11 protein-coding genes and 1 pseudogene are annotated in these 20,033 nt (G+C 73.2%); 10 read left to right on the plus strand and 2 right to left on the minus strand.

Annotation, left to right across the window (positions count from 1 at the left end; genetic code table 11):
- Positions 1–38 precede the first annotated feature (38 nt).
- A complete protein-coding gene (locus ABD52_RS28145) occupies positions 39–713 on the minus strand; it encodes a DUF305 domain-containing protein (protein ID WP_047893769.1) in 675 nt (224 codons plus the stop codon).
- Between the two features lie 10 nt (positions 714–723).
- On the minus strand, positions 724–1,560 hold the full coding sequence (locus ABD52_RS28150; RefSeq protein WP_047893770.1) for a DUF3105 domain-containing protein: 837 nt from the start codon (positions 1,558–1,560) through the stop codon (positions 724–726).
- A 98-nt stretch (positions 1,561–1,658) separates the two neighbouring features.
- Between ABD52_RS28150 and argS the strand changes: the two genes are divergently transcribed.
- From argS to ABD52_RS28200, 10 genes and pseudogenes are all read left to right on the plus strand, one after another.
- Positions 1,659–3,326, plus strand: a complete 1,668-nt coding sequence (gene argS / locus ABD52_RS28155) for an arginine--tRNA ligase (protein ID WP_047893771.1) — start codon at positions 1,659–1,661, stop codon at positions 3,324–3,326.
- A 4-nt stretch (positions 3,327–3,330) separates the two neighbouring features.
- A complete protein-coding gene (gene lysA, locus ABD52_RS28160) occupies positions 3,331–4,716 on the plus strand; it encodes a diaminopimelate decarboxylase (RefSeq protein ID WP_047893772.1) in 1,386 nt (461 codons plus the stop codon).
- Positions 4,713–6,017, plus strand: a complete 1,305-nt coding sequence (locus ABD52_RS28165) for a homoserine dehydrogenase (protein ID WP_013288280.1) — start codon at positions 4,713–4,715, stop codon at positions 6,015–6,017. The genes lysA and ABD52_RS28165 overlap by 4 nt, the downstream gene beginning before the upstream one ends.
- Before the next feature lie 112 nt (positions 6,018–6,129).
- Entirely contained in the window at positions 6,130–7,179 is a 1,050-nt protein-coding gene (gene thrC, locus ABD52_RS28170) for a threonine synthase (RefSeq protein WP_047893773.1), read from the plus strand.
- 390 nt (positions 7,180–7,569) lie between these two features.
- Positions 7,570–10,815, plus strand: a complete 3,246-nt coding sequence (locus ABD52_RS28175; protein ID WP_047893774.1) for an efflux RND transporter permease subunit — start codon at positions 7,570–7,572, stop codon at positions 10,813–10,815.
- Between the two features lie 117 nt (positions 10,816–10,932).
- The gene (locus ABD52_RS28180; protein WP_013475351.1) at positions 10,933–11,754 is read left to right on the plus strand and encodes a polysaccharide deacetylase family protein; all 822 of its coding nucleotides are present in this window, start codon (positions 10,933–10,935) and stop codon (positions 11,752–11,754) included.
- 9 nt (positions 11,755–11,763) lie between these two features.
- On the plus strand, positions 11,764–13,008 hold the full coding sequence (locus ABD52_RS28185; RefSeq protein ID WP_013288276.1) for an MFS transporter: 1,245 nt from the start codon (positions 11,764–11,766) through the stop codon (positions 13,006–13,008).
- A gap of 64 nt (positions 13,009–13,072) precedes the next feature.
- Positions 13,073–13,975, plus strand: coding sequence for a homoserine kinase (gene thrB / locus ABD52_RS28190; RefSeq protein ID WP_047893775.1), 903 nt, complete (start codon positions 13,073–13,075; stop codon positions 13,973–13,975).
- A gap of 336 nt (positions 13,976–14,311) precedes the next feature.
- Positions 14,312–16,360, plus strand: a complete 2,049-nt coding sequence (gene rho, locus ABD52_RS28195; protein WP_047893776.1) for a transcription termination factor Rho — start codon at positions 14,312–14,314, stop codon at positions 16,358–16,360.
- A gap of 760 nt (positions 16,361–17,120) precedes the next feature.
- Positions 17,121–19,403, plus strand: a pseudogene (locus ABD52_RS28200) (phosphodiester glycosidase family protein); the annotation flags it as partial.
- Between the last annotated feature and the right edge of the window lie 630 nt (positions 19,404–20,033).

Below are 20,033 nucleotides of genomic sequence, written 5' to 3' on the forward strand. Positions count from 1 at the left end.
GAGGGGGACCGGGCCTCGGTGGATCGGGTGGGCGGGTGTTACGGGGTTCCGCCCAGGCGCTTCAGTGCGGCGCTCAGGTTGGTCAGGTCGTTCTGCTGGGTGTTCTTCATCGTCTGCGCGACCGCCAGCACGTCGTCGTCGCCCCCCTCGTCGAGGATGCCGTCGATCATGTGCACCCCGCCGATGTGGTGACGGATCATCATCTGGAGGAAGAGCACGTCGAACTCGCGGCCGCTCGCCGCGCGCAGCTTCGCCATCTCCTCCGGCGTCGCCATGCCCGGCATCAGGCCGTCCTTGATCAGCCCGCCGCCGTCCTTCATCCACGCCATCGGCGCCTGCTCGCCGGTCGGGTCCAGCTTCCAGGACCGCAGCCAGGTCTGCATGGTGCCGATCTCGCCCTGCTGGCCGGTGGCGATGTCCACTCCGACCTGGCGTACCTCGGGGTCCTGGCCCTGGCTGAACGCCAGCAGACCCATCGCCACGGCCTGGTTGTGGTGGGCGGTCATGTCCCGGGCGAACCCGGCCTCCGCCGAGTTCTCACCCGGACGGGTGAGCGTCGGGGTGAGCAGGCCGCCCGCGTACCCGAGGACCAGCCCGACCACGAGGGCGGCGGCCACCGCCAGCAGGCCGTAGCGGCGCACCGCGCCCCGGCCGCCCTGGCCGGCGGCCGGAGCCTCGTCCAGTTCGCTGTCGGTGGTCACCGGAGCGGTCATCGCGGCGTCCTCACTGGGTGGGCTGCTGGGGCATGTTGTTCTGCAGGTTGTCGCGCGGGGCGGTGCCGGTGGCGGTGACGCCCTGGTCGCAGAGCGCGTTCGGGCCCTCGATGGAGGCGTTCACCCGCAGGGTCTTGATGAAGTCGTCGATCCGGCCGTCGTCGGCGTTGTCGACCTTGAGCTGGTAGCCCCAGGCCTGGAGCGAGATCGGCTTGTCCAGCCCCTCGAACGGGCTGAGCATCGTCTTCTCCTTGCCCTGCACCTTGCTGCGGAGCTTCTCCACCTGGTCGGCGGGCAGGTCCGGGCGGTAGGTGATCCAGACCGTGCCGTGCTCCAGGCTGTGCACCGCGTGCTCGTTGGCGATCGGGGCGTCGTAGACGTCACCCATGCAGTTCTGCCACGCCTGGTTGTGCGGGCCGCCGACCGGCGGGAGGATGTCGTACTTGATCGCGCCGGGCTGGTGGTTGCCGCCCTTGACCAGGTCCTTGTCCTTGGCGTGGTAGTCGACGATGCCGTCGATCGCCTCGGCCCGCTTCTGCCACGGCTGGCCGCCCTGGTAGACCGCCCAGGCGCCGACGCCGATGATGCCCACGGCCAGGACGCCGACCGCGACGAAGAGGGCGATCGGGCCCCACGAACGGCCCTGGCTCACCTTCACCGGGGCGACCGGCTTGCGGCCCTTGCCCCCGGCGCCCTGCCGTGGCGTGCCCTTGCCGCCCCCGGTCTTGCCCGAGCCGGCCTTCGCGGCGGGCTTGTCGGCAGCCGAGGGCCGGCCGGCGGCCGGCTTCTTGCCGGTGCTGACCACGGTGGGACGGCGCTCCGGGCCGCCCGGGGTGCTGATGCTCATCGTGCCTCGTCAGGTCGGTCGGTCAGGGGAGCGCGGGGCCGGTTCACATGCTGGGTCGCCTCCGCGGTGCCCGAGTCTACCCCCGATAACATGGATCAGTGACTCCCGCAGAACTCGCCGAGGTCGTCCTCGCCGCAGCCCACGCCGTCTTCGACGAGCGGGGACTGGACCGCGCCGCGCTGCCCGCGCAGACCACCGTCGAGCGACCCCGTAATCCCGATCACGGTGACTACGCCTCGACGCTGGCGCTCCAGCTCAGCAAGAAGGTGGGCGTACCCCCGCGGGAGCTGGCGACCGCGCTGGCCGACGAGCTGGCCAAGGCGCCGGGGATCAAGTCGGTGGAGATCGCCGGGCCCGGCTTCCTGAACATCCGCCTGGACGCGGCCGCCGCCGGCCAGCTCGCCAGGGTCATCGTCGAGGCCGGCCCGGCGTACGGGCGCAGCGACACCCTCGCCGGTCAGCGGATCAACCTGGAGTTCGTCTCGGCGAACCCGACCGGCCCGGTGCACATCGGCGGGGTCCGCTGGGCGGCCGTCGGCGACGCGCTCAGCCGCCTGCTCCGCGCCACCGGCGCCGACGTGGGCACCGAGTACTACTTCAACGACGCCGGCTCGCAGATCGACCGGTTCGCCCGCTCGCTGCTGGCCGCCGCCAAGGGCGAGCCCGCGCCGGAGGACGGCTACGGCGGCGCGTACATCGCGGAGATCGCCGCCGAGGTGGTCCGGCTGCGGCCGGACGTGCTCGACCTCCCCGAGGACGCCGCCCAGGAGGTGTTCCGGAACGAGGGCGTCCAGTTGATGTTCGCCGAGATCAAGTCCTCGCTGCGCGACTTCGGTGTGGAGTTCGACACCTACTTCAACGAGAAGGACCTGCACGACGGGGGTGCGCTGGACGCGGCGCTGGACCGGCTGCGGGAGCAGGGGCACGTCTTCGAGTCCGAGGGCGCGACCTGGCTGCGTACCACCGAGTTCGGCGACGACAAGGACCGGGTGCTGCGCAAGTCCAACGGCGAGTGGACGTACTTCGCCGCCGACTGCGCCTACTACCTGAACAAGCGGGAGCGCGGCTTCGACCGGGTCGTGATCATGCTGGGCGCCGACCACCACGGCTACATCGGCCGGATGAAGGCGATGTCCGCGTGCTTCGGCGACGACCCGGCGCGCAACCTGGAGATCCTCATCGGCCAGCTGGTCAACCTGGTCCGCGACGGCGCCCCGGTGCGGATGAGCAAGCGGGCCGGCACCGTGGTCACGCTGGAGGACCTGGTCGACGCGATCGGCGTGGACGCCGCCCGGTACGCGCTGGCCCGCTACTCGGCCGACTCGCCCATCGACATCGACGTGGAGCTGTGGACCCGGGCCAAGAACGACAACCCGGTCTACTACGTGCAGTACGTCGCGGCCCGGACCGCCGGTGCGGCCCGCAACGCGGCCGAGATCGGGCTGACCCGTGGTGACGCCGCCGCGTTCCAGCCGGAGCTGCTCGGCCACGACAAGGAGAACGAGCTGCTCAAGGCGCTCGCGGAGTTCCCGGCGGTGGTGGCCACCGCCGCCGAGCTGCGCGAGCCGCACCGGGTGGCCCGCTACCTGGAGGAGAGCGTCGCGCAGGCGTACCACCGGTTCTACGACAACTGCCGGATCGCCCCGCAGGGCGACGAGGAGATCACCGACACCCATCGGGCGCGGCTCTGGCTCAACGACGCCACCCGGGTGGTCATCGCCAACGGCCTGCACCTGCTCGGGGTGTCCGCGCCGGAGCGGATGTAGCGACATGCGGGCTCACGAGGCAGGCGCACTGCACGGCGAGATCGGCACCCGGGGGCCCGCGTGGCTGCGTACCCCGGTCGACGTCAACGCCCTGGTGCCGCAACTGTGGCCGCGCAACGTGGCGCGCGGCCCCGGCGGCGCGCTCACAGTCGCGGGCCTGGACGTCCGCGACCTGGCCGCCGAGTACGGCACCCCGGCGTACGTGCTGGACGAGGACGACCTGCGCGAGCGCTGCCGCGAGTTCCGGGCGGCCTTCCCGGACGCGGACGTCTACTACGCCGGCAAGGCGTTCCTGTGCCGCGCCGTGGTCCGGATGATCGCCGAGGAGGGCATGTTCCTCGACGTCTGCACCGGCGGCGAGCTGGCCACCGCGCTGTCGGCCGGGATGCCGCCCGAGCGGATCGGCTTCCACGGCAACAACAAGTCGGTGGCGGAGCTGACCCGGGCGGTCGACGCCGGGGTGGGCCGGATCATCGTCGACTCGTTCACCGAGATCGACCGGCTCTCCGAGCTGGCCCGCGAGCGCGGGGTACGCCCCAAGGTGCTGGTCCGGGTCACCGTCGGCGTGGAGGCGCACACCCACGAGTTCATCGCCACCGCCCACGAGGACCAGAAGTTCGGCTTCTCCCTCGCGGGCGGGGCCGCCGCGGCGGCCGCGTTCAAGATCCTCGACGAGGACGTGCTGGAGCTGCGCGGCCTGCACTCGCACATCGGCTCGCAGATCTTCGACGCCAGCGGCTTCGAGGTGTCCGCCCGCCGGGTGCTCGCCCTCCAGTCGCAGATCCGCGACGCCCGCGGCGTGGAGCTGCCCGAGCTGGACCTGGGCGGCGGCTTCGGCATCGCGTACACCACGCAGGACGACCCGGCGTCGCCGCACGACCTGGCGAAGCGGTTGCGCAAGATCGTGGACGGGGAGTGCGCGGCGGAGAACCTGGCCGTGCCGCATCTGTCCGTCGAGCCGGGCCGCGCGATCGTCGGCCCGGCGGTGTTCACGCTCTATCAGGCCGGGACCGTGAAAGATGTGGACGGCCTGCGGACCTACGTGAGCGTGGACGGGGGGATGAGTGACAACATCCGTACCGCGCTCTACGACGCCTCGTACTCGGCCACGCTGGCGAACCGCACGTCAACCGCGCAGCCGATGCTCGCCCGCGTGGTGGGAAAGCATTGTGAGTCCGGGGACATCGTGGTGAAGGATGAATTCCTGCCCGCTGACGTGCAGCCCGGAGATCTTGTCGCGGTGCCCGGCACCGGGGCCTACTGCCGGAGCATGGCGAGCAACTACAACCATGTCCCGCGGCCCCCGGTCGTCGCCGTCCGCGAAGGTCGGGCGCGGCTGATCGTCCGCCGGGAGACCGAAGACGACCTGCTGGCATTGGATGTGGGATGACCTCACCGGTTCGCTTGGCGCTGCTCGGCTGCGGCACTGTCGGCAGCGACGTGGTCCGGCTGCTGCACGAGCAGTCGGAAGACCTCGCCGCCCGGATCGGCGCCCCGCTGGAGATCGCCGGGATCGCCGTACGCCGGATCGGCCGTGACCGCGGCGACCTGCCGGTCGACCCGGCGCTGTTCACCACCGACGCGCTCGGGCTGATCAAGCGCGACGACGTGGACGTGGTGGTCGAGGTGGTCGGCGGCATCGAGCCGGCCCGCGGCTGGCTGGTCGAGGCGCTGCGCGCCGGCAAGAGCGTGGTCACCGCCAACAAGGCGCTGCTCGCCGAGGACGGCGCCGCGCTGCACGACGCCGCCGCCGAGGGTGGCGCCGACCTCTACTACGAGGCGAGCGTCGCCGGGGCCATCCCGCTGCTGCGCCCGCTGCGCGAGTCGCTGCACGGCGACCGGATCACCCGGGTCACCGGCATCGTGAACGGCACCACGAACTTCATCCTCTCCGCCATGGACGCCACCGGCGCCGGGTTCGCCGAGGCGCTGGAGGAGGCCACCGAGCTGGGGTACGCCGAGGCCGACCCGACGGCCGACGTGGAGGGCTTCGACGCCGCCGCCAAGGCCGCCATCCTCGCCTCGCTGGCGTTCCACACCCGGGTGACCGCCGCCGACGTGCACCGCGAGGGCATCACCGAGGTGACCGCCGCCGACGTGGCCAGCGCCAAGGCCATGGGCTGCACGATCAAACTGCTCTGCATCGCGGCCCGGGGCGTCGACGCGGAGGGCCGGGAGACCGTCAACGTCCGGGTGCACCCGGCGATGATCCCGCTGACGCATCCGCTCGCGAGCGTCGGCGACGCGTTCAACGCGGTCTTCGTCGAGGCCGACGCCGCCGGGCAGCTCATGTTCTACGGCCGGGGCGCCGGTGGCGCGCCCACCGCCAGCGCGGTGCTCGGCGACGTGGTGGCGGTGGCCCGCAACCGCCTCGCCGGGGTGCACGCGGCGAGCGAGTCGGCGTACGCGGACCTGCCGGTGCGCCCGATGGGCGAGGCGCTCACCCGCTACCACATCAGCCTCGACGTGGCCGACCGGCCGGGCGTGCTGGCCGGGGTGGCAGGCGTCTTCGCCCGGCACGAGGTGTCCATCGCCACCGTCCGGCAGGGTCCGGCAGGCGGGGACGCCGAACTGGTCATCGTCACCCACGTCGCGCCGGATGCCGCGCTCGCGGCCACCGTCGGTGAGCTGCGCGGACTCGACATCGTCCGTTCGGTGACGAGTGTGCTGCGGGTGGAGGGTGGCGCGTAACCCGCGCGTCCCGCCTGATGGTTAGAGCAGGGTGTGCCGGTGGCCGGCCGAGCAGGCTGGTCCACGCTGGTGACAGGCCCCGGAGCGGGGCGACGGACGCGAGGAGCACGACATGTGGCGGGGACTGATCGAGGCGTACCGGGATCGGCTGCCGGTCACCGGGGCGACTCCCGTCGTCACCCTGCACGAGGGCAACACGCCGCTGCTGCCGGCACCGGTGCTCTCCGCCCGGGTCGGCGCGGACGTGTGGCTCAAGGTCGAGGGCGCCAACCCGACCGGCTCGTTCAAGGACCGCGGCATGACTGTCGCGGTCTCCAAGGCCGTCGAGGCCGGTGACAAGGCGATCATCTGCGCCTCCACCGGCAACACCAGCGCCTCCGCCGCCGCGTACGCGGCCCGCGCCGGGATCACCTGCGCGGTTCTGGTGCCGCAGGGCAAGATCGCGCTGGGCAAGCTGGCCCAGGCGCTCGTGCACGGCGCGAAGCTGCTCCAGGTGCAGGGGAACTTCGACGACTGCCTCGGGCTCGCCGGCAAGCTCGCCCAGGACTACCCGGTCGCGCTGGTCAACTCCGTCAACATCGACCGGCTGCACGGCCAGAAGACCGCCGCCTTCGAGATCGTCGAGGCGCTCGGCGACGCGCCCGACATCCACTGCCTGCCGGTCGGCAACGCCGGCAACATCACCGCGTACTGGATGGGCTACTCCGAGGACCTGCGCGACGGCAACGCCACGAAGGCCCCCCGGATGTACGGCTTCCAGGCGGCCGGCGCCGCTCCCATCGTCACCGGTCAGGTGGTGCCGGAGCCGTCGACGATCGCCACCGCCATCCGGATCGGCAACCCGGCGAGCTGGACGAAGGCCATCGACGCGCGGGACGCCTCCGACGGCCTGATCTCGGCGGTCACCGACCGGGAGATCCTGTCGGCGTACCGGCTGCTGGCCCGCGAGGTGGGCGCCTTCGTCGAGCTGGGCAGCGCGGCCAGCGTCGCCGGTCTGCTCCAGCAGGCCGCGGCCGGGCGGGTGCCGGCCGGGTCGCGGGTGGTCTGCACGGTCACCGGGCACGGCCTGAAGGACCCGGAGTGGGCCATCTCCACCGCGCCGGCCCCGGTGACCATCGCCAACGACGCGCTGGCCGCCGCCCGCTCGCTCGACCTGGTCTGATCGCTCCGTCTCCGCGGCTTCCCCGGGCCTTGCCCGGCCCCGATTCACACCCCCGTCCGGGTGCCTCGGGCGACGCACTCCGCTGGACCTCGCGGGCCTCCGCGCTTCCTCTGCCGGACCTCACTTGGGGGGAGGTGGCGGCATCCCCCGATCTGCACCAGCTCGGGGAGGTGGTGGCATCCCCCGTCTTGATCCACTCCAGTTCGGGGAGGTGGCGGGATCGGGGTGTGTGGGATGCAGCCACTTCGGCGAGCTGGTGTCGATCAAGGCGGGCACGGGCGACCCCCGAGCGCGGAAGTGTCATCGGCTGGGGCGGATGCCGGGAGTGTCGGGGCGTGCGGCAGACTCAGACACCCCCGCCGGACACCTCTTCAGGAGTGAGTAACGCCGATGTCGCTGCTCGCCAGATTCAGCCTCGCCAACCGGGGGCTGATCGCCCTCGTCGCGTTGGTGACCACGGCCTTCGGCCTGTTCGCCGTGCCGTCGCTGAAGCAGCAGCTCCTGCCGTCGCTGGAGTTCCCCGCCGCGTTCATCGTGGCGACGTACCCGGGCGCCGCGCCGGAGATCGTGGAATCCCAGGTCGCCGAGCCGATCGAGAACAGCCTCCAGGGCATCCCGGGCCTCGACAAGGTCACCTCGACCTCGCGCGAGGGCGCGGCCACGGTCCAGGTGCAGTACGAGTTCGGCACCGACCTGGACGACGTGGTCAACAAGATGGAGACCGCGCTCAACCGGATCGACTCCCAGCTCCCCGAGGGCGTCGACCCGCAGGTGATCGCCGGTAGCACCGACGACCTGCCCGCAGTGGTGGTCGCCGCGACCGGTGACGGCGACGAGCGGGCGCTGGCGGAGAAGCTGCGCAACGCCGTCGTACCGGAGCTGGAGGCGCTGGACGGCGTCCGCTCGGTGGACGTCACCGGCGCCCGCAACCAGGTCGTGACGATCACGCCGGACCCGGCGAAGCTGGCCGCCGCCAAGGTGGCGCCGACCGCCATCGCGTCGGCACTCAAGAGCAACGGCGTGGCCGTGCCGGCCGGTGCGCTCGCCGACGGCGACAGGTCGCTGCCGGTGCAGGTGGGCACGCCGATCCGGACCATCGACGACCTGCGCGGCATCGTGCTGACCACGGCTCCCGCCGCCCCGGTACGCCTCGGCGACGTGGCCGCCGTGGAGCAGCAGCTCGCCCCCGCCACCTCGTTGACCCGGACCAACGGCAAGCCCAGCCTCGGCATCGCGGTGACCGCCGCGCCGGACGGCAACGCGGTCGACATCTCGCACGACATCCGGGACCGGCTGGACGAGCTGGGTGACGCCGCGGGCGCCGAGCTGACAGTGGTCTTCGACCAGGCGCCGTTCGTCGAGCGGTCGATCGAGAGCCTGACCACCGAGGGCCTGCTCGGCCTGGTCATGGCGGTCGTGGTGATCCTGGTGTTCCTGCTGTCGGTGCGTTCCACGGTGGTCACCGCGGTGTCCATCCCGCTGTCGGTGCTGGTCGCGCTGATCGTGCTCTGGTCCGGCGACTACTCGCTGAACCTGCTCACCCTCGGCGCGTTGACCATCGCGGTCGGGCGGGTGGTGGACGACTCCATCGTGGTGCTGGAGAACATCAAACGCCATCTGGAGTACGGCGAACCGAAGCGGGACGCGATCCTCACCGCGGTACGCGAGGTGGCCGGCGCGGTGACCGCGTCCACGCTCACCACTGTCGCCGTGTTCGCGCCGATCGCCCTGGTGGGCGGCTTCGTCGGGCAGCTGTTCGCCCCGTTCGCGATCACCGTGACGGTGGCGCTGCTCGCCTCGCTGCTGGTGTCGCTGACCGTCATCCCGGTGCTGGCGTACTGGTTCCTGCGGCCGCGCGGCGGTGCGGACGACGCCGCCGCCCGGCGCGCCGCCGAGGAGAAGGAGCTGCGCAACCCGTTGCAGCGGGCGTACCTGCCGGTGATCGACTTCGCCACCCGCTCGCGGAAGACCCGCTGGGCCACTGTGGGCCTGGGCCTGCTGGTGCTCCTGGGCACGTTCGGCCTGGCGCAGAAGCTGGAGACGAACTTCCTGGACGACTCCGGCCAGGACACGCTCGCCATCCGGCAGGAGATGCCGGCCGGCACCTCGCTCGCCGGCACCGACCGGGCCGCCGCCCGGGTCGAGGAGGTGCTGCGGCGTACCCCGGGGGTGGAGACCTACCAGGTCAGCGCCGGCGGTGGGGACAACCCGTTCGCCGGCGGCGGCAGTGATCGGGCCACCTGGTCGCTGTCGCTGTCCGACGACACCGACGCCGCGGCGGTACGGCAGGGCCTGCGCAAGGAGTTCGACGCGCTCGGCCCGGAGGTCGGCGAGTTGACATTCGGCGGCGGGCAGAACGCCTCCGCCAACCAGGTCGAGGTGGTCGTGCAGGCCGCCGACCAGGAGACGCTGACCCGGGCGGCCGAGGCGGTACGGGGCGCGATGGCCGGCACGCCGGGCGTGGAGGACGTCACCAGCAGCCTGGCCACCCAGGTGCCGCGCGTCGAGGTGACTGTGGACCGGGTGGCCGCGGCCCGTGCGGGTCTCACCGAGGCGGCCGTCGGGCAGCTCGTCGCGCAGACGTACCGGGGAGCGCCGCTCGGGCAGGTGACGCTCGACGGTACGGCGCAGAGCGTGGTGCTGAGCAGCGGTGCCCGGCCGCCGCTGACCGTCGACGAGCTGCGGGCGCTGCGGGTCGGCGCGGTGCCGCTGGACGCGATCGCGGACGTCGAGCAGGTCGACGGCCCGCAGCAGGTGACCCGGATCGACGGGGAGCGCAGCGTCTCGGTCACCGGTACGGCGACCGGCTCGAACCTCGGCGCCACCACGCAGGAGCTGCAGAAGCGGCTGGACGCGCTGGACGTGCCGGGCGCCACGTACGTGATCGGCGGCGTCAGCGCCGACCAGGCCGACGCGTTCGCGGACCTCGGCCTCGCGGTGCTGGCCGCCATCGCGATCGTCTTCCTGATCCTGGTGGCGACGTTCCGCAGCCTGACCCAGGCGCTGATCCTGCTGATCTCGGTGCCGTTCGCCGCGACCGGCGCGATCGGGCTGCTGCTGGTCACCGGTACGCCGCTGGGCGTGCCGGCGCTGATCGGCGTGCTCATGCTCGTCGGCATCGTGGTGACGAACGCGATCGTGCTGCTCGACCTGATCAACCAGTACCGGGCCCAGGGCATGGACGTGACCGAGGCTGTGGTGGAGGGCGGCCGGCGCCGCCTGCGGCCCATCCTGATGACCGCCGTCGCCACCATCTTCGCGTTGCTGCCGATGGCGCTCGGCCTGACCGGCGAGGGCGGCTTCATCTCCAAGCCGCTGGCGATCGTGGTGATCGGCGGCCTGCTCAGCTCGACGCTGCTGACGCTGGTGCTGGTGCCGACGCTCTACACGATGGTCGAGCACACCAAGGGCTCGTTCCGGAACCGGCGGCGGGGCGGCGCTTCCGAGCCGGTCGAGCCGCAGCCGGAGCCGGACCCGGTGCCGGTGGCGGTCGGCGGCGGGGAGCGCGCCGAGGAACGGGGCGTGGTGGCGCCGCCGCCGGCCCGCCCGTCGGGCGCGCTGGTCGACGGCACCGACCAGTTCGAGGTGCTCCGCCTGCCCAAGAGCCGCCAGTCGCCGCTCCCGCCGACCGAGTGACGGACCGGGAGGGGCCCCGTGCGGGCCCCTCCCGGCACCTCGGCGTGCGGGACACACCCGAACCGCGCCGGGCGGTACGCTCAGTGAGCTGCTGCCTACTTTCGGTTCGGGGGTGCGATGGCGGGGGGAGCGGGCCGTTGGGATCGGCGTACCGTGCTGCGCCGCTCCGCGCTGCTGCTCGGCGGGGCCGTGGTCGGCGCCGTCGCGACCGCCGAGAGCACCTGGGTGGCCGATCGGAGGCTCCCGATCGCGGGCGGCCCGGCGAGCGCCACGCTCGGCAACCGCCATCAGGACGTCGGCACCGGCGGGGTGCAGGTCGTCTGGGGGGTACGCACCGAAGAGCCCCTGGTGGCGCTCACCTTCGACGACGGTCCCCGCCCACAGTGGACCCCGATGGTGCTCGACACGCTCGCCGAGCACCGGGTGCCGGCCACCTTCTTCCTGGTCGGTGAGCGGGCCCGCGAGCACGCCGCGCTGGTCCGCGGCCGGATGGACGCCCACGAGGTCGGCAACCACAGCTGGGCGCACCGCGACCTGGCCCGGATGGACGCCGCGACGGTCTACGACGACCTGCGCCGCAGCCACGACGCGATCACGGCGGCCACCGGCTCGGCGCCCCGGCTGCTCCGCCCGCCCTGGGGGCACCTCGGCGGTTCGGTGCTGTACGCGTCGGCCCGGCTGGGCTACCGCCTGGTGCTCTGGACGCTCCAGATGGTCGAGAGCGAGTTCCCGCACGACCCGGCCGGGCACGCCCGGCGCATCGTCGCCGACGTGCGCCCCGGCACGATAGTGCTCGGCCACGACGTCGGCAACGACGGCCGGCTCGTCGCGCTCCGCGGCCTGCCCGACATGATCGGCGGTCTGCGGGCCCGGGGATACACCTTCGTCACGGTCTCCGACCTGCTGCGCCGCGCTGCCGCGCCCGGGGCGGCCCGGTAGGGTGCCCGCGTGTCACCCACCCTCTCGGTCCTCGTCCGCAACCGCGACTTCCGCCATCTGTTCCTCGCCGAGCTGGTGGTCTTCGGCGCGGACTGGTTCGTCATGGTGCCGTTGCTGGTGCTGCTGCCCGACCTGACCGGCAGCGGTGTCTGGGGCGCGCTGGTGCTGGCGGTGGACACCGGCACGACCGCGTTGCTGCTCCCGTACGCCGGAACGATCGCCGACCGGTTCGACCGCCGCAAGGTGATGATGGTGGCGAACGTGGGCGCGCTGGCCGGTGTGCTGCTGCTGCTCGGCGTGCGCAGCGCCGGCACGGCCTGGCTGGCGCTGGCGGCGATCGCGCTGGTGGCGGTGGCGAAGGCGTTCTACTCGCCCGCTGCCCAGGCCGCGCTGCCGAACGTGGTCGACCCGGAGGACCTGGCCGCGGGCAACGCGGTCGCCGGCTCGGCGTGGGGCACGATGACTGTGGTCGGGGCCTCGCTCGGCGGCATCCTGAGCGCCGTCGCGGGCCCGTACGCCAGCTTCTGGGTGGCGGCAGTCGGCCTGGTCGCCGCCGCGGGCCTGGCCGCGCTGATCCGCCGGCCGTTGCAGGCGCCGCGCGACCCGGCGGCGACGGTGCCGCGCACCTGGGCGGCGATCCGCGAGGCGCTGCGCTACATCGCCCACCGCCCGCGCGTGCTGGCGCTGGTAACGGTCAAGTCGGCGGTCGGCCTGGGCAACGGCGTGCTCACCGTCTTCCCGCTGCTCGCCGGGGTGTACGGGGTGGGCGCGGTCGGCGCCGGGCTGCTCTTCGCCGCCCGCGGCGCCGGAGCCCTGGTCGGCCCGATCATGATGCGCCGGGTGCTGAGCAACCGGGCCTGGCTGCTCACCGGACTGGCACTGTCCATGTCGTTGTACGGCCTGGCCTACCTGGGCGCCTCGGTGGTGACCTGGTTCCCGCTGGTGCTGGTCCTGGTGTTCCTGGCCCACCTGGGCGGCGGCAGCAACTGGGTGCTGTCCAACTACGCGTTGCAGGGCGAGGTGCCGGACCGGCTGCGCGGGCGGGTCTTCGCCACCGACATGATGCTGGCGACGCTCGCCATCGCGGTGAGCCAGCTCGTGGTGGCGCTCGTGGTGGACCGGGTGGACGAGCGCACCGTGCTGGCGGGCTGCGGCCTGGTCACCGTCGTGTACGCGATCGGCTGGCGGTTCGCCACCCGGCGGCTCTCGCTCACCGACCCGGTCGACGCGCCGGCCCCCGAGCGCGCCGCCTGACACGCCGGTCCCACGCTCCGGGCGGTCCGGCCGGGCTGTCGGGGTGACGTCCTAGCATGAGCCGGTGCCGACCACATTCACCCCCGGCCCGGTGCGGGTCCGGGTGCCCGCGACCAGCGCCAACCTGGGCCCCGGCTTCGACGCGCTCGGGCTGGCCCTCGGCCGCCACGACGACGTCACGGCCGAGGTGACAGACGGCGGCGTACGGGTGTCGGTCACCGGGGAGGGCGCCGGCGAGCTGCCGTCGGACGAGCGGCACCTGATCGTCACCGCCATGCGGGCCACCTTCGACGCGCTCGGCGCGCAGCCGGCCGGCCTGGCGCTGGAGTGCCTCAACCGCATCCCGCAGGCCCGAGGGCTCGGCTCGTCGTCGGCGGCGATCGTGGCCGGGGTGCTGGCGGCCCGCGCGCTGGTTGCAGGCGGCGACCGGCGGATGGACGACGACGCCGCGCTGCGACTGGCGGCCGAGCTGGAGGGGCACCCGGACAACGTCGCTCCCTGTCTGCTCGGCGGCTTCACCATCGCCTGGACCGAACCGGGCGGTGCGCGGGCGGTCTCGCTGCCGGTGGCGCCGGCCGTGCGCCCGACCGTGTTCGTGCCCGCCGAGCGCGGCCTGACCTCGGTGGCCCGGGCGGCGCTGCCCGCCACCGTGCCGCACGCCGACGCGGCGTCGAACGCGGGCCGGGCGGCCCTGCTGGTGCACGCGCTGACCGCTGATCCCGCGCTGCTGCTGCCGGCCACCGTCGACCGGCTGCACCAGGAGCAGCGGGCACCGGGGATGCCCGCCACGGCGGCGCTCGTCGGTGAGCTGCGTGCGGCGGGTGTGGCGGCTGTGGTCAGTGGGGCGGGGCCGACGGTGCTGGCGCTCTCCGAGGTCCCGGCGGGATTCCAGGCGGGAACAGATTGGCGCCGGTGGGAGTTGCCGATAGATGTCAGCGGTGCCCGGGTCATCCGGGGTAGACTTTGACACGCCGAGCGGGGCCCTGTTGCCGCAGGTCGGACGAGGCGATTACGCTCTAGACCTAGCACAGCCGCGAAGCATGCGATCTTCCTGCGGTTCGGCGCACCCCCGAAGCTCTCGGCGGTAGCCCGTCACCCCTGCTCAAGGCCCACGCCGCACCGCAGTTTCCACAGGTCGCCGCAGACGGCGAGACCTGCTCACCGATGGTGGTGAGTTGGGAAACCACCGGCTGCTGTGTCACAGACTCCCGCGACGCGTCCATGCGAGGCGGGTGCACCGAGGCCGCCCGGCCACCTGGTTCACGACTCCGGGCAGCCCCGGCCTATCGAGGGAAGGAATCCATTGAGCGACACCACCGACGTGACGTCGGATGTTTCCAACGTCGCTGGCGATGCCACCACCGCCGCCCCCACGCGCCGCCGGCGGAGCGGCACCGGTCTGTCGGCGATGCTGCTGCCGGAGCTGCAGAGCCTGGCCGCGTCGCTCGGCATCTCTGGTACCGCTCGCATGCGCAAGGGCGAGCTGATCAGTGCCATCACCGAGCGGCAGCAGGGCGGCGCGGCCGGAACCCCTCGACCGCGAGCCGAGGTGGCGGCTGCGTCCGCTCCCGCCCGTGAGGAGGTGCACGCGGAGGTCCGTGAGGAGCGGGCCGAGGCACGCCCCGCCGAGCAGGCGCCGGCCGCCGAGGTGACCGAGGGTCGTACCCGTGGTCGCCGCAGCCGGGCCGCCGCCGCGACCACCGAGGCGCGACCGGCCGAGGCGCCGGCGACCGAGGCGCGACCGGCCGAGACGACGCGCGCCGAGGAGGCGCCCGCCGAGACCGGTGAGCGCGCCGAGCGTGGCGGTGACCGGGCCGAGCGCGGTGAGCGCAACGAGGGCCGGGGCCGTGAGCGCGGCGAGCGCGGCGGTGACCGGGCCGAGCGTGGCGGCGAGCGGGCCGACCGTGGCGAGCGCGGCGGTGATCGGGCCGAGCGCGGTGAGCGCAACGACCGTGGTGACCGTGCCGAGCGTGGCGACCGGGCCGAGCGTGGCGACCGCAACGACCGGAACGAGCGCGGTGACCGGGGCGGCGACCGCAACGACCGGGGTGACCGCAACGACCGTGGTCAGCGCGCCGAGCGGGACAACGACGGCGACGACGACGGCGAGGGCGGCGGCCGGCGGGGCCGGCGCAGCCGGTTCCGGGACCGTCGCCGCGGCCGCGGCGAGCGGGGCGAGGGCGAGAGCGGTGGCGGTCGCGAGCCGCAGGTCGGCGAGGACGACGTGCTCGTCCCGGTCGCCGGCATCATCGACGTGCTCGACAACTACGCCTTCGTCCGGACCACCGGCTACCTGGCCGGCCCGAACGACGTGTACGTCTCGATGTCCCAGATCAAGAAGTACGGCCTGCGCCGCGGTGACGCGATCACCGGCGCCGTGCGGGCCGCACGGGACGGCGAGCAGCGGCGCGACAAGTACAACCCGCTGGTCCGGCTGGACACCATCAACGGGATGGAGCCGGACGAGGCGAAGCGCCGGCCGGAGTTCTACAAGCTCACGCCGCTCTACCCGCAGGAGCGCCTGCGGCTGGAGACCGAGCCGCACATCCTCACCACCCGGGTGATCGACCTGGTCATGCCGATCGGCAAGGGCCAGCGGGCGCTCATCGTGTCGCCGCCGAAGGCCGGTAAGACGATGGTGCTGCAGGCGATCGCGAACGCGATCACCCGCAACAACCCGGAGTGCCACCTGATGGTGGTGCTGGTCGACGAGCGGCCGGAAGAGGTCACCGACATGCAGCGGTCGGTGAAGGGCGAGGTCATCGCGGCCACGTTCGACCGTCCGCCGCAGGACCACACCACGGTGGCGGAGCTGGCGATCGAGCGGGCGAAGCGCCTGGTCGAGCTGGGGCACGACGTGGTCGTGCTGCTCGACTCGGTGACCCGGCTCGGGCGGTCGTACAACCTGGCGGCGCCGGCCAGCGGCCGGATCATGTCGGGTGGTATCGACTCCACCGCGCTCTACCCGCCCAAGCGCTTCCTCGGCGCGGCGCGCAACATCGAGAACGGCGGTTCGCTGACCATTCTCGCCACCGCGCTGGTGGAGACCGGGTCCATGGCGGACACGGTCATCTTCGAGGAGTTCAAGGGCACGGGTAACGCCGAGCTGAAGCTGGACCGGAAGATCGCCGACAAGCGGGTCTTCCCGGCGATCGACATCAACCCCTCCGGCACCCGCAAGGAGGAGGTCCTGCTCGCGCCGGAGGAGCTGGCGATCATCCACAAGCTCCGCAAGGTGCTGCACTCGCTGGACTCGCAGGCGGCGCTCGACCTCCTGCTGGACCGGCTCAAGCAGTCCCGTACCAACATCGAGTTCCTGATGCAGATCGCGAAGTCCACTCCGGGCGAGTGAGCTGACGGATCCGACGAACGAGGGGCACGGCCGCATCGGCCGTGCCCCTCGTCGCGTACCGGGGTCGGAGGTCGTGAAGTTTTTCTACGGTTAAGCCGCTAGGTATTGAAACTTCTGTTCACCGTCGGGTTGACTGTCGTCCATGCGAACCCGCAGTCGACCCGCCCGCCTCGCCGGCGTCCTGCTGCTGACGCCGTTGCTGACCCTCACCGCGCCGGCACCGTCCGCCGCCACTGCCGCGCCGTCGGCCGTCGCGCCGCCGGGCACCGCCGCCGAGGACGCGCCACGCGCCTCGTCCCGCCCCGACTCCGCCGTCGCGCTGGCCGGTGTGGAACCGGCCGGCGGCCTGGAGACCGCCAAGACCACCCGGCCGGTCGCGCCCGGCCTCGACCTGACCTCCTTCGACAGGTACGACGCGGCCGGCTGGCTGCGCGCCGACGCCCTCACCGCCGAGCTGGCCGGCGGGCTGACAGTCGACTACGTGAACTCCGGCGAGGTCACCAAGGACGAGCCGCTGCGCGCCGCGGTGGACCGGTCCCGTGCCGTCGCGGCGGTGAACGGCGACTTCTTCGACATCAACAACTCCGGAGCCGCCCAGGGCGTCGGCGTCCGCTCCGGCGAACTGGTGCAGTCGCCAGTCGCCGGGCACCCCAACGCCGTCGGGATCAGCGCCCAGGGCATCGGCCGGGTCGTCCAGGTCGGCTTCGAGGGCACCGCGACGCTGCCCGCCGGGCCGGTGCCGCTCACCCAGTTCAACAACATGGTGCAGCGCGACGGCGTCGGAGTGTTCACGCCGCTCTGGGGCTCGTACACCCGCAAGCGGGCGGTGGAGGGCGCGGCCCGGACGGTCGAGGTGACGCTGACCGGCGGCCGGGTGGCGAGCGTCGCCACCACGGCGGGCGAGGGACCGATCCCGGCCGGCAGCACCGTGCTGCTCGGCCGCGAGGCCGGCGCCGACGCGCTCGCCGCGCTGCGTCCCGGCGACGCGGTGGACCTGACCTGGCGGCCGCGGGCCTCCGACGGCGGTGACCTGCGCGCCGCCGTGGGCGGCGGCAACGTGCTGGTCCGCGACGGCGTGGTGCAGAGCATCGCCGACGCGTCGCTGGCCCCGCGGACCGCTGTCGGGTTCTCCGCCGACGGCCGCAAGATGATCATGCTGACCGTGGACGGCCGGCAGGTGGACAGCCGGGGCGTCACCCAGACCGAGATGGGCCGCATGATGGCCGAGCTGGGCGCCGCGAACGCGCTCAACCTCGACGGCGGCGGCTCCTCCACGCTGCTCGCCCGGGAGCCGGGCGCGGCCACGGTCCAGGTGGAGAACAGTCCGTCCGACGGCAGTGAGCGGCCGGTGCCCAACGGGCTCGCCGTCTACGCGCCGAAGGGCAGCGGCCGGCTCACCGGCTACTGGCTGGAGACCGCCAGCGACCCGACCGCCGCACCCGGTGTCGCGCCGGTGCGCGGCGGCCGGCCGGACCGGGTCTTCCCCGGCCTCACCCGCCGGCTCACCGCCGCCGGATACGACGAGACGTACGGCCCGGCCGCCGGCGAGCCGCGCTGGCACGCCACCCACGGCCGGGTCGACGGCGACGGCGTGTTCCGGGCCGCCGTCCCCGGCCGCAGCACCGTCACCGCCGCCCGCGGCCGCGCCCGGGGCACGATCGAGCTGACGGTGCTCGGCCCGCTCGCGCGCATCGACGGCACCGTCGACCGGGTCGGCCTGGACCGGGCCGGCGACAGCGGCCTGTTCGGCGTCGTCGGCTACGACGCCGAGGGCAACACCGCGCCGATCGAGCCGGCCGACCTGAGGCTGGAGTACGACAGCGACCTGCTCTCCGTCACCCCCACCGCCGACGGCAACCTGTCCGTCACGGCGCTCGCCGCGACCGGCTCGGCGCTGGTCACCGCGCGGGTCGGCAACCGCACCACGGTCCTGCCGGTGACCGTCGGGCTGACCGACGTGCCGGTGGCCGGGTTCGACGACGCGGCGTCCTGGAAGTTCAGCCAGGCCCGCGCCTCCGGGTCGGTCGCACCGGCCGACGGGCACACCGGGAGCGGGCTGCGGATGTCGTACGACTTCAGCCAGTCCACCGGAACGCGAGCCGCGTACGCCGACCCGCCCGCCTGGATCGACGTACCCGGCCAGCCGCAGGCGTTCGGCATGTGGATCAAGGCGAACGGCACCGGCGAGTGGCCCAGCCTGCACCTGCACGACGCGCAGGACACCCAGTTCGTGCTGCGCGGCCCGTACCTGGACTGGACCGGCTGGAAGTACGTCGAGTTCGCCGTACCGCCGGGCGTGCAGTACCCGGTGCGGGTGCGCCGATTCTACGTGGCCGAGACCGACCCGGCTGAGCAGTACCGCAGCGAGGTCGTGATCGACGACCTGGTGGCGCGGGTGCCGCCGGACGTGCAGGCGCCGCCGGAGCCGAACCGCACCGACCGGGTGGTGGTGCGTGACGGCACTGTGGACGGCGCGCCCTGGCGCTTCGCGGTGCTCTCCGACGCCCAGTTCGTCGCCGCGAACCCGGACAGCGACCTGGTCGCCCAGGCCCGGCGTACGCTGCGCGAGGTCCGCGCCGCCCGGCCGGACTTCCTGATCATCAACGGTGACTTCGTGGACACCGCCTACCCGGCGGACTTCGCCCTGGCCAAGCGCATCCTGGACGAGGAACTGGGCGGCGAGGTGCCGTACCACTACGTGCCCGGCAACCACGAGATCATGGGCGCGCCGATCGACAACTTCCGCAGCGTCTTCGGGGACACCTCGCGCGTCTTCGACCACCGGGGCACCAGATTCCTGACGCTGAGCACCGCCACCGGGTCGCTGCGCGGCGGCGGGTTCGACCAGGTGGAGCTGCTGCGCCGGACGCTCGACCAGGCCGCCGCCGACCGCTCGGTCGGTTCGGTAGCGGTGTTCTTCCACCACCCGCCGCGCGACCCGAGCCCGGCCAAGGCCAGCCAGCTCGGCGACCGCAAGGAGGCGGCACTGGTCGAGCAGTGGCTGGCCGACTTCCAGCACCGCACCGGCAAGGGCGCGCTGATGGTCAACGGCCACGTCGGCACGTTCCACGCCGACCGGGTGGACGGCGTGCCGTACGTGATCAACGGCAACTCGGGCAAGGACCCGTCCACCCCGGCGGCGCTCGGCGGGTTCACCGGGTGGACCGAGTTCGGGGTGGACCCGGTGACGCCGGGGGAGGCCGAGCGGGCCCGCCGTGACCCGCTGGCCGAGGGACCGCGGTGGGTGAGCGCGGAGATGCACGCGCACGTCGACCGGCTCGCGCTGACCGCACCCGCGCAGGTGTCCCGGCGTACACCGGCCGACGTCACGGCCACGCTCACCCAGCCCAGCGGCCGGCTGGTGCCGGTCGCCGCGCCGGTCAGCGCCGACTGGTCCGGTTCGCCGAACCTGCACATCGGCGGCGCCGCGGGCGTACGTCCCTGGCACGCCGCCCGATTCGACCCGCTGACCGGCAAACTGACCGCCCTGCGCCCCGGCGCCCAGGTCCAGCTGACTGTGACGGTGAACGGAGTGAAGGCCGAGCTGCCGTACGCGTACGGCATCAGCACCTGCCCGACCAGGTCCTCGTCGCTCAGCGTGCCGACGAGCGCGGCCGCGCGGGCGGCTGGATCGGCGGCACGCTGAGCGACGAGGACCTGGTCGGGCAGGTGC

This window comes from Micromonospora sp. RV43, assembly GCF_001029515.1.
GTDB lineage: Bacteria > Actinomycetota > Actinomycetes > Mycobacteriales > Micromonosporaceae > Micromonospora > Micromonospora aurantiaca.

Bases quoted from the DNA above. Each gene is read 5' to 3' on its own strand.
- ABD52_RS28145 (WP_047893769.1), bottom strand. From the start codon at position 713: ATGACCGCTCCGGTGACCACCGACAGCGAACTGGACGAGGCTCCGGCC.
- ABD52_RS28150 (WP_047893770.1), bottom strand. From the start codon at position 1,560: ATGAGCATCAGCACCCCGGGCGGCCCGGAGCGCCGTCCCACCGTGGTC.
- lysA (WP_047893772.1), top strand. From the start codon at position 3,331: ATGCGGGCTCACGAGGCAGGCGCACTGCACGGCGAGATCGGCACCCGG.
- ABD52_RS28165 (WP_013288280.1), top strand. From the start codon at position 4,713: ATGACCTCACCGGTTCGCTTGGCGCTGCTCGGCTGCGGCACTGTCGGC.
- thrC (WP_047893773.1), top strand. From the start codon at position 6,130: ATGTGGCGGGGACTGATCGAGGCGTACCGGGATCGGCTGCCGGTCACC.
- ABD52_RS28175 (WP_047893774.1), top strand. From the start codon at position 7,570: ATGTCGCTGCTCGCCAGATTCAGCCTCGCCAACCGGGGGCTGATCGCC.
- ABD52_RS28180 (WP_013475351.1), top strand. From the start codon at position 10,933: ATGGCGGGGGGAGCGGGCCGTTGGGATCGGCGTACCGTGCTGCGCCGC.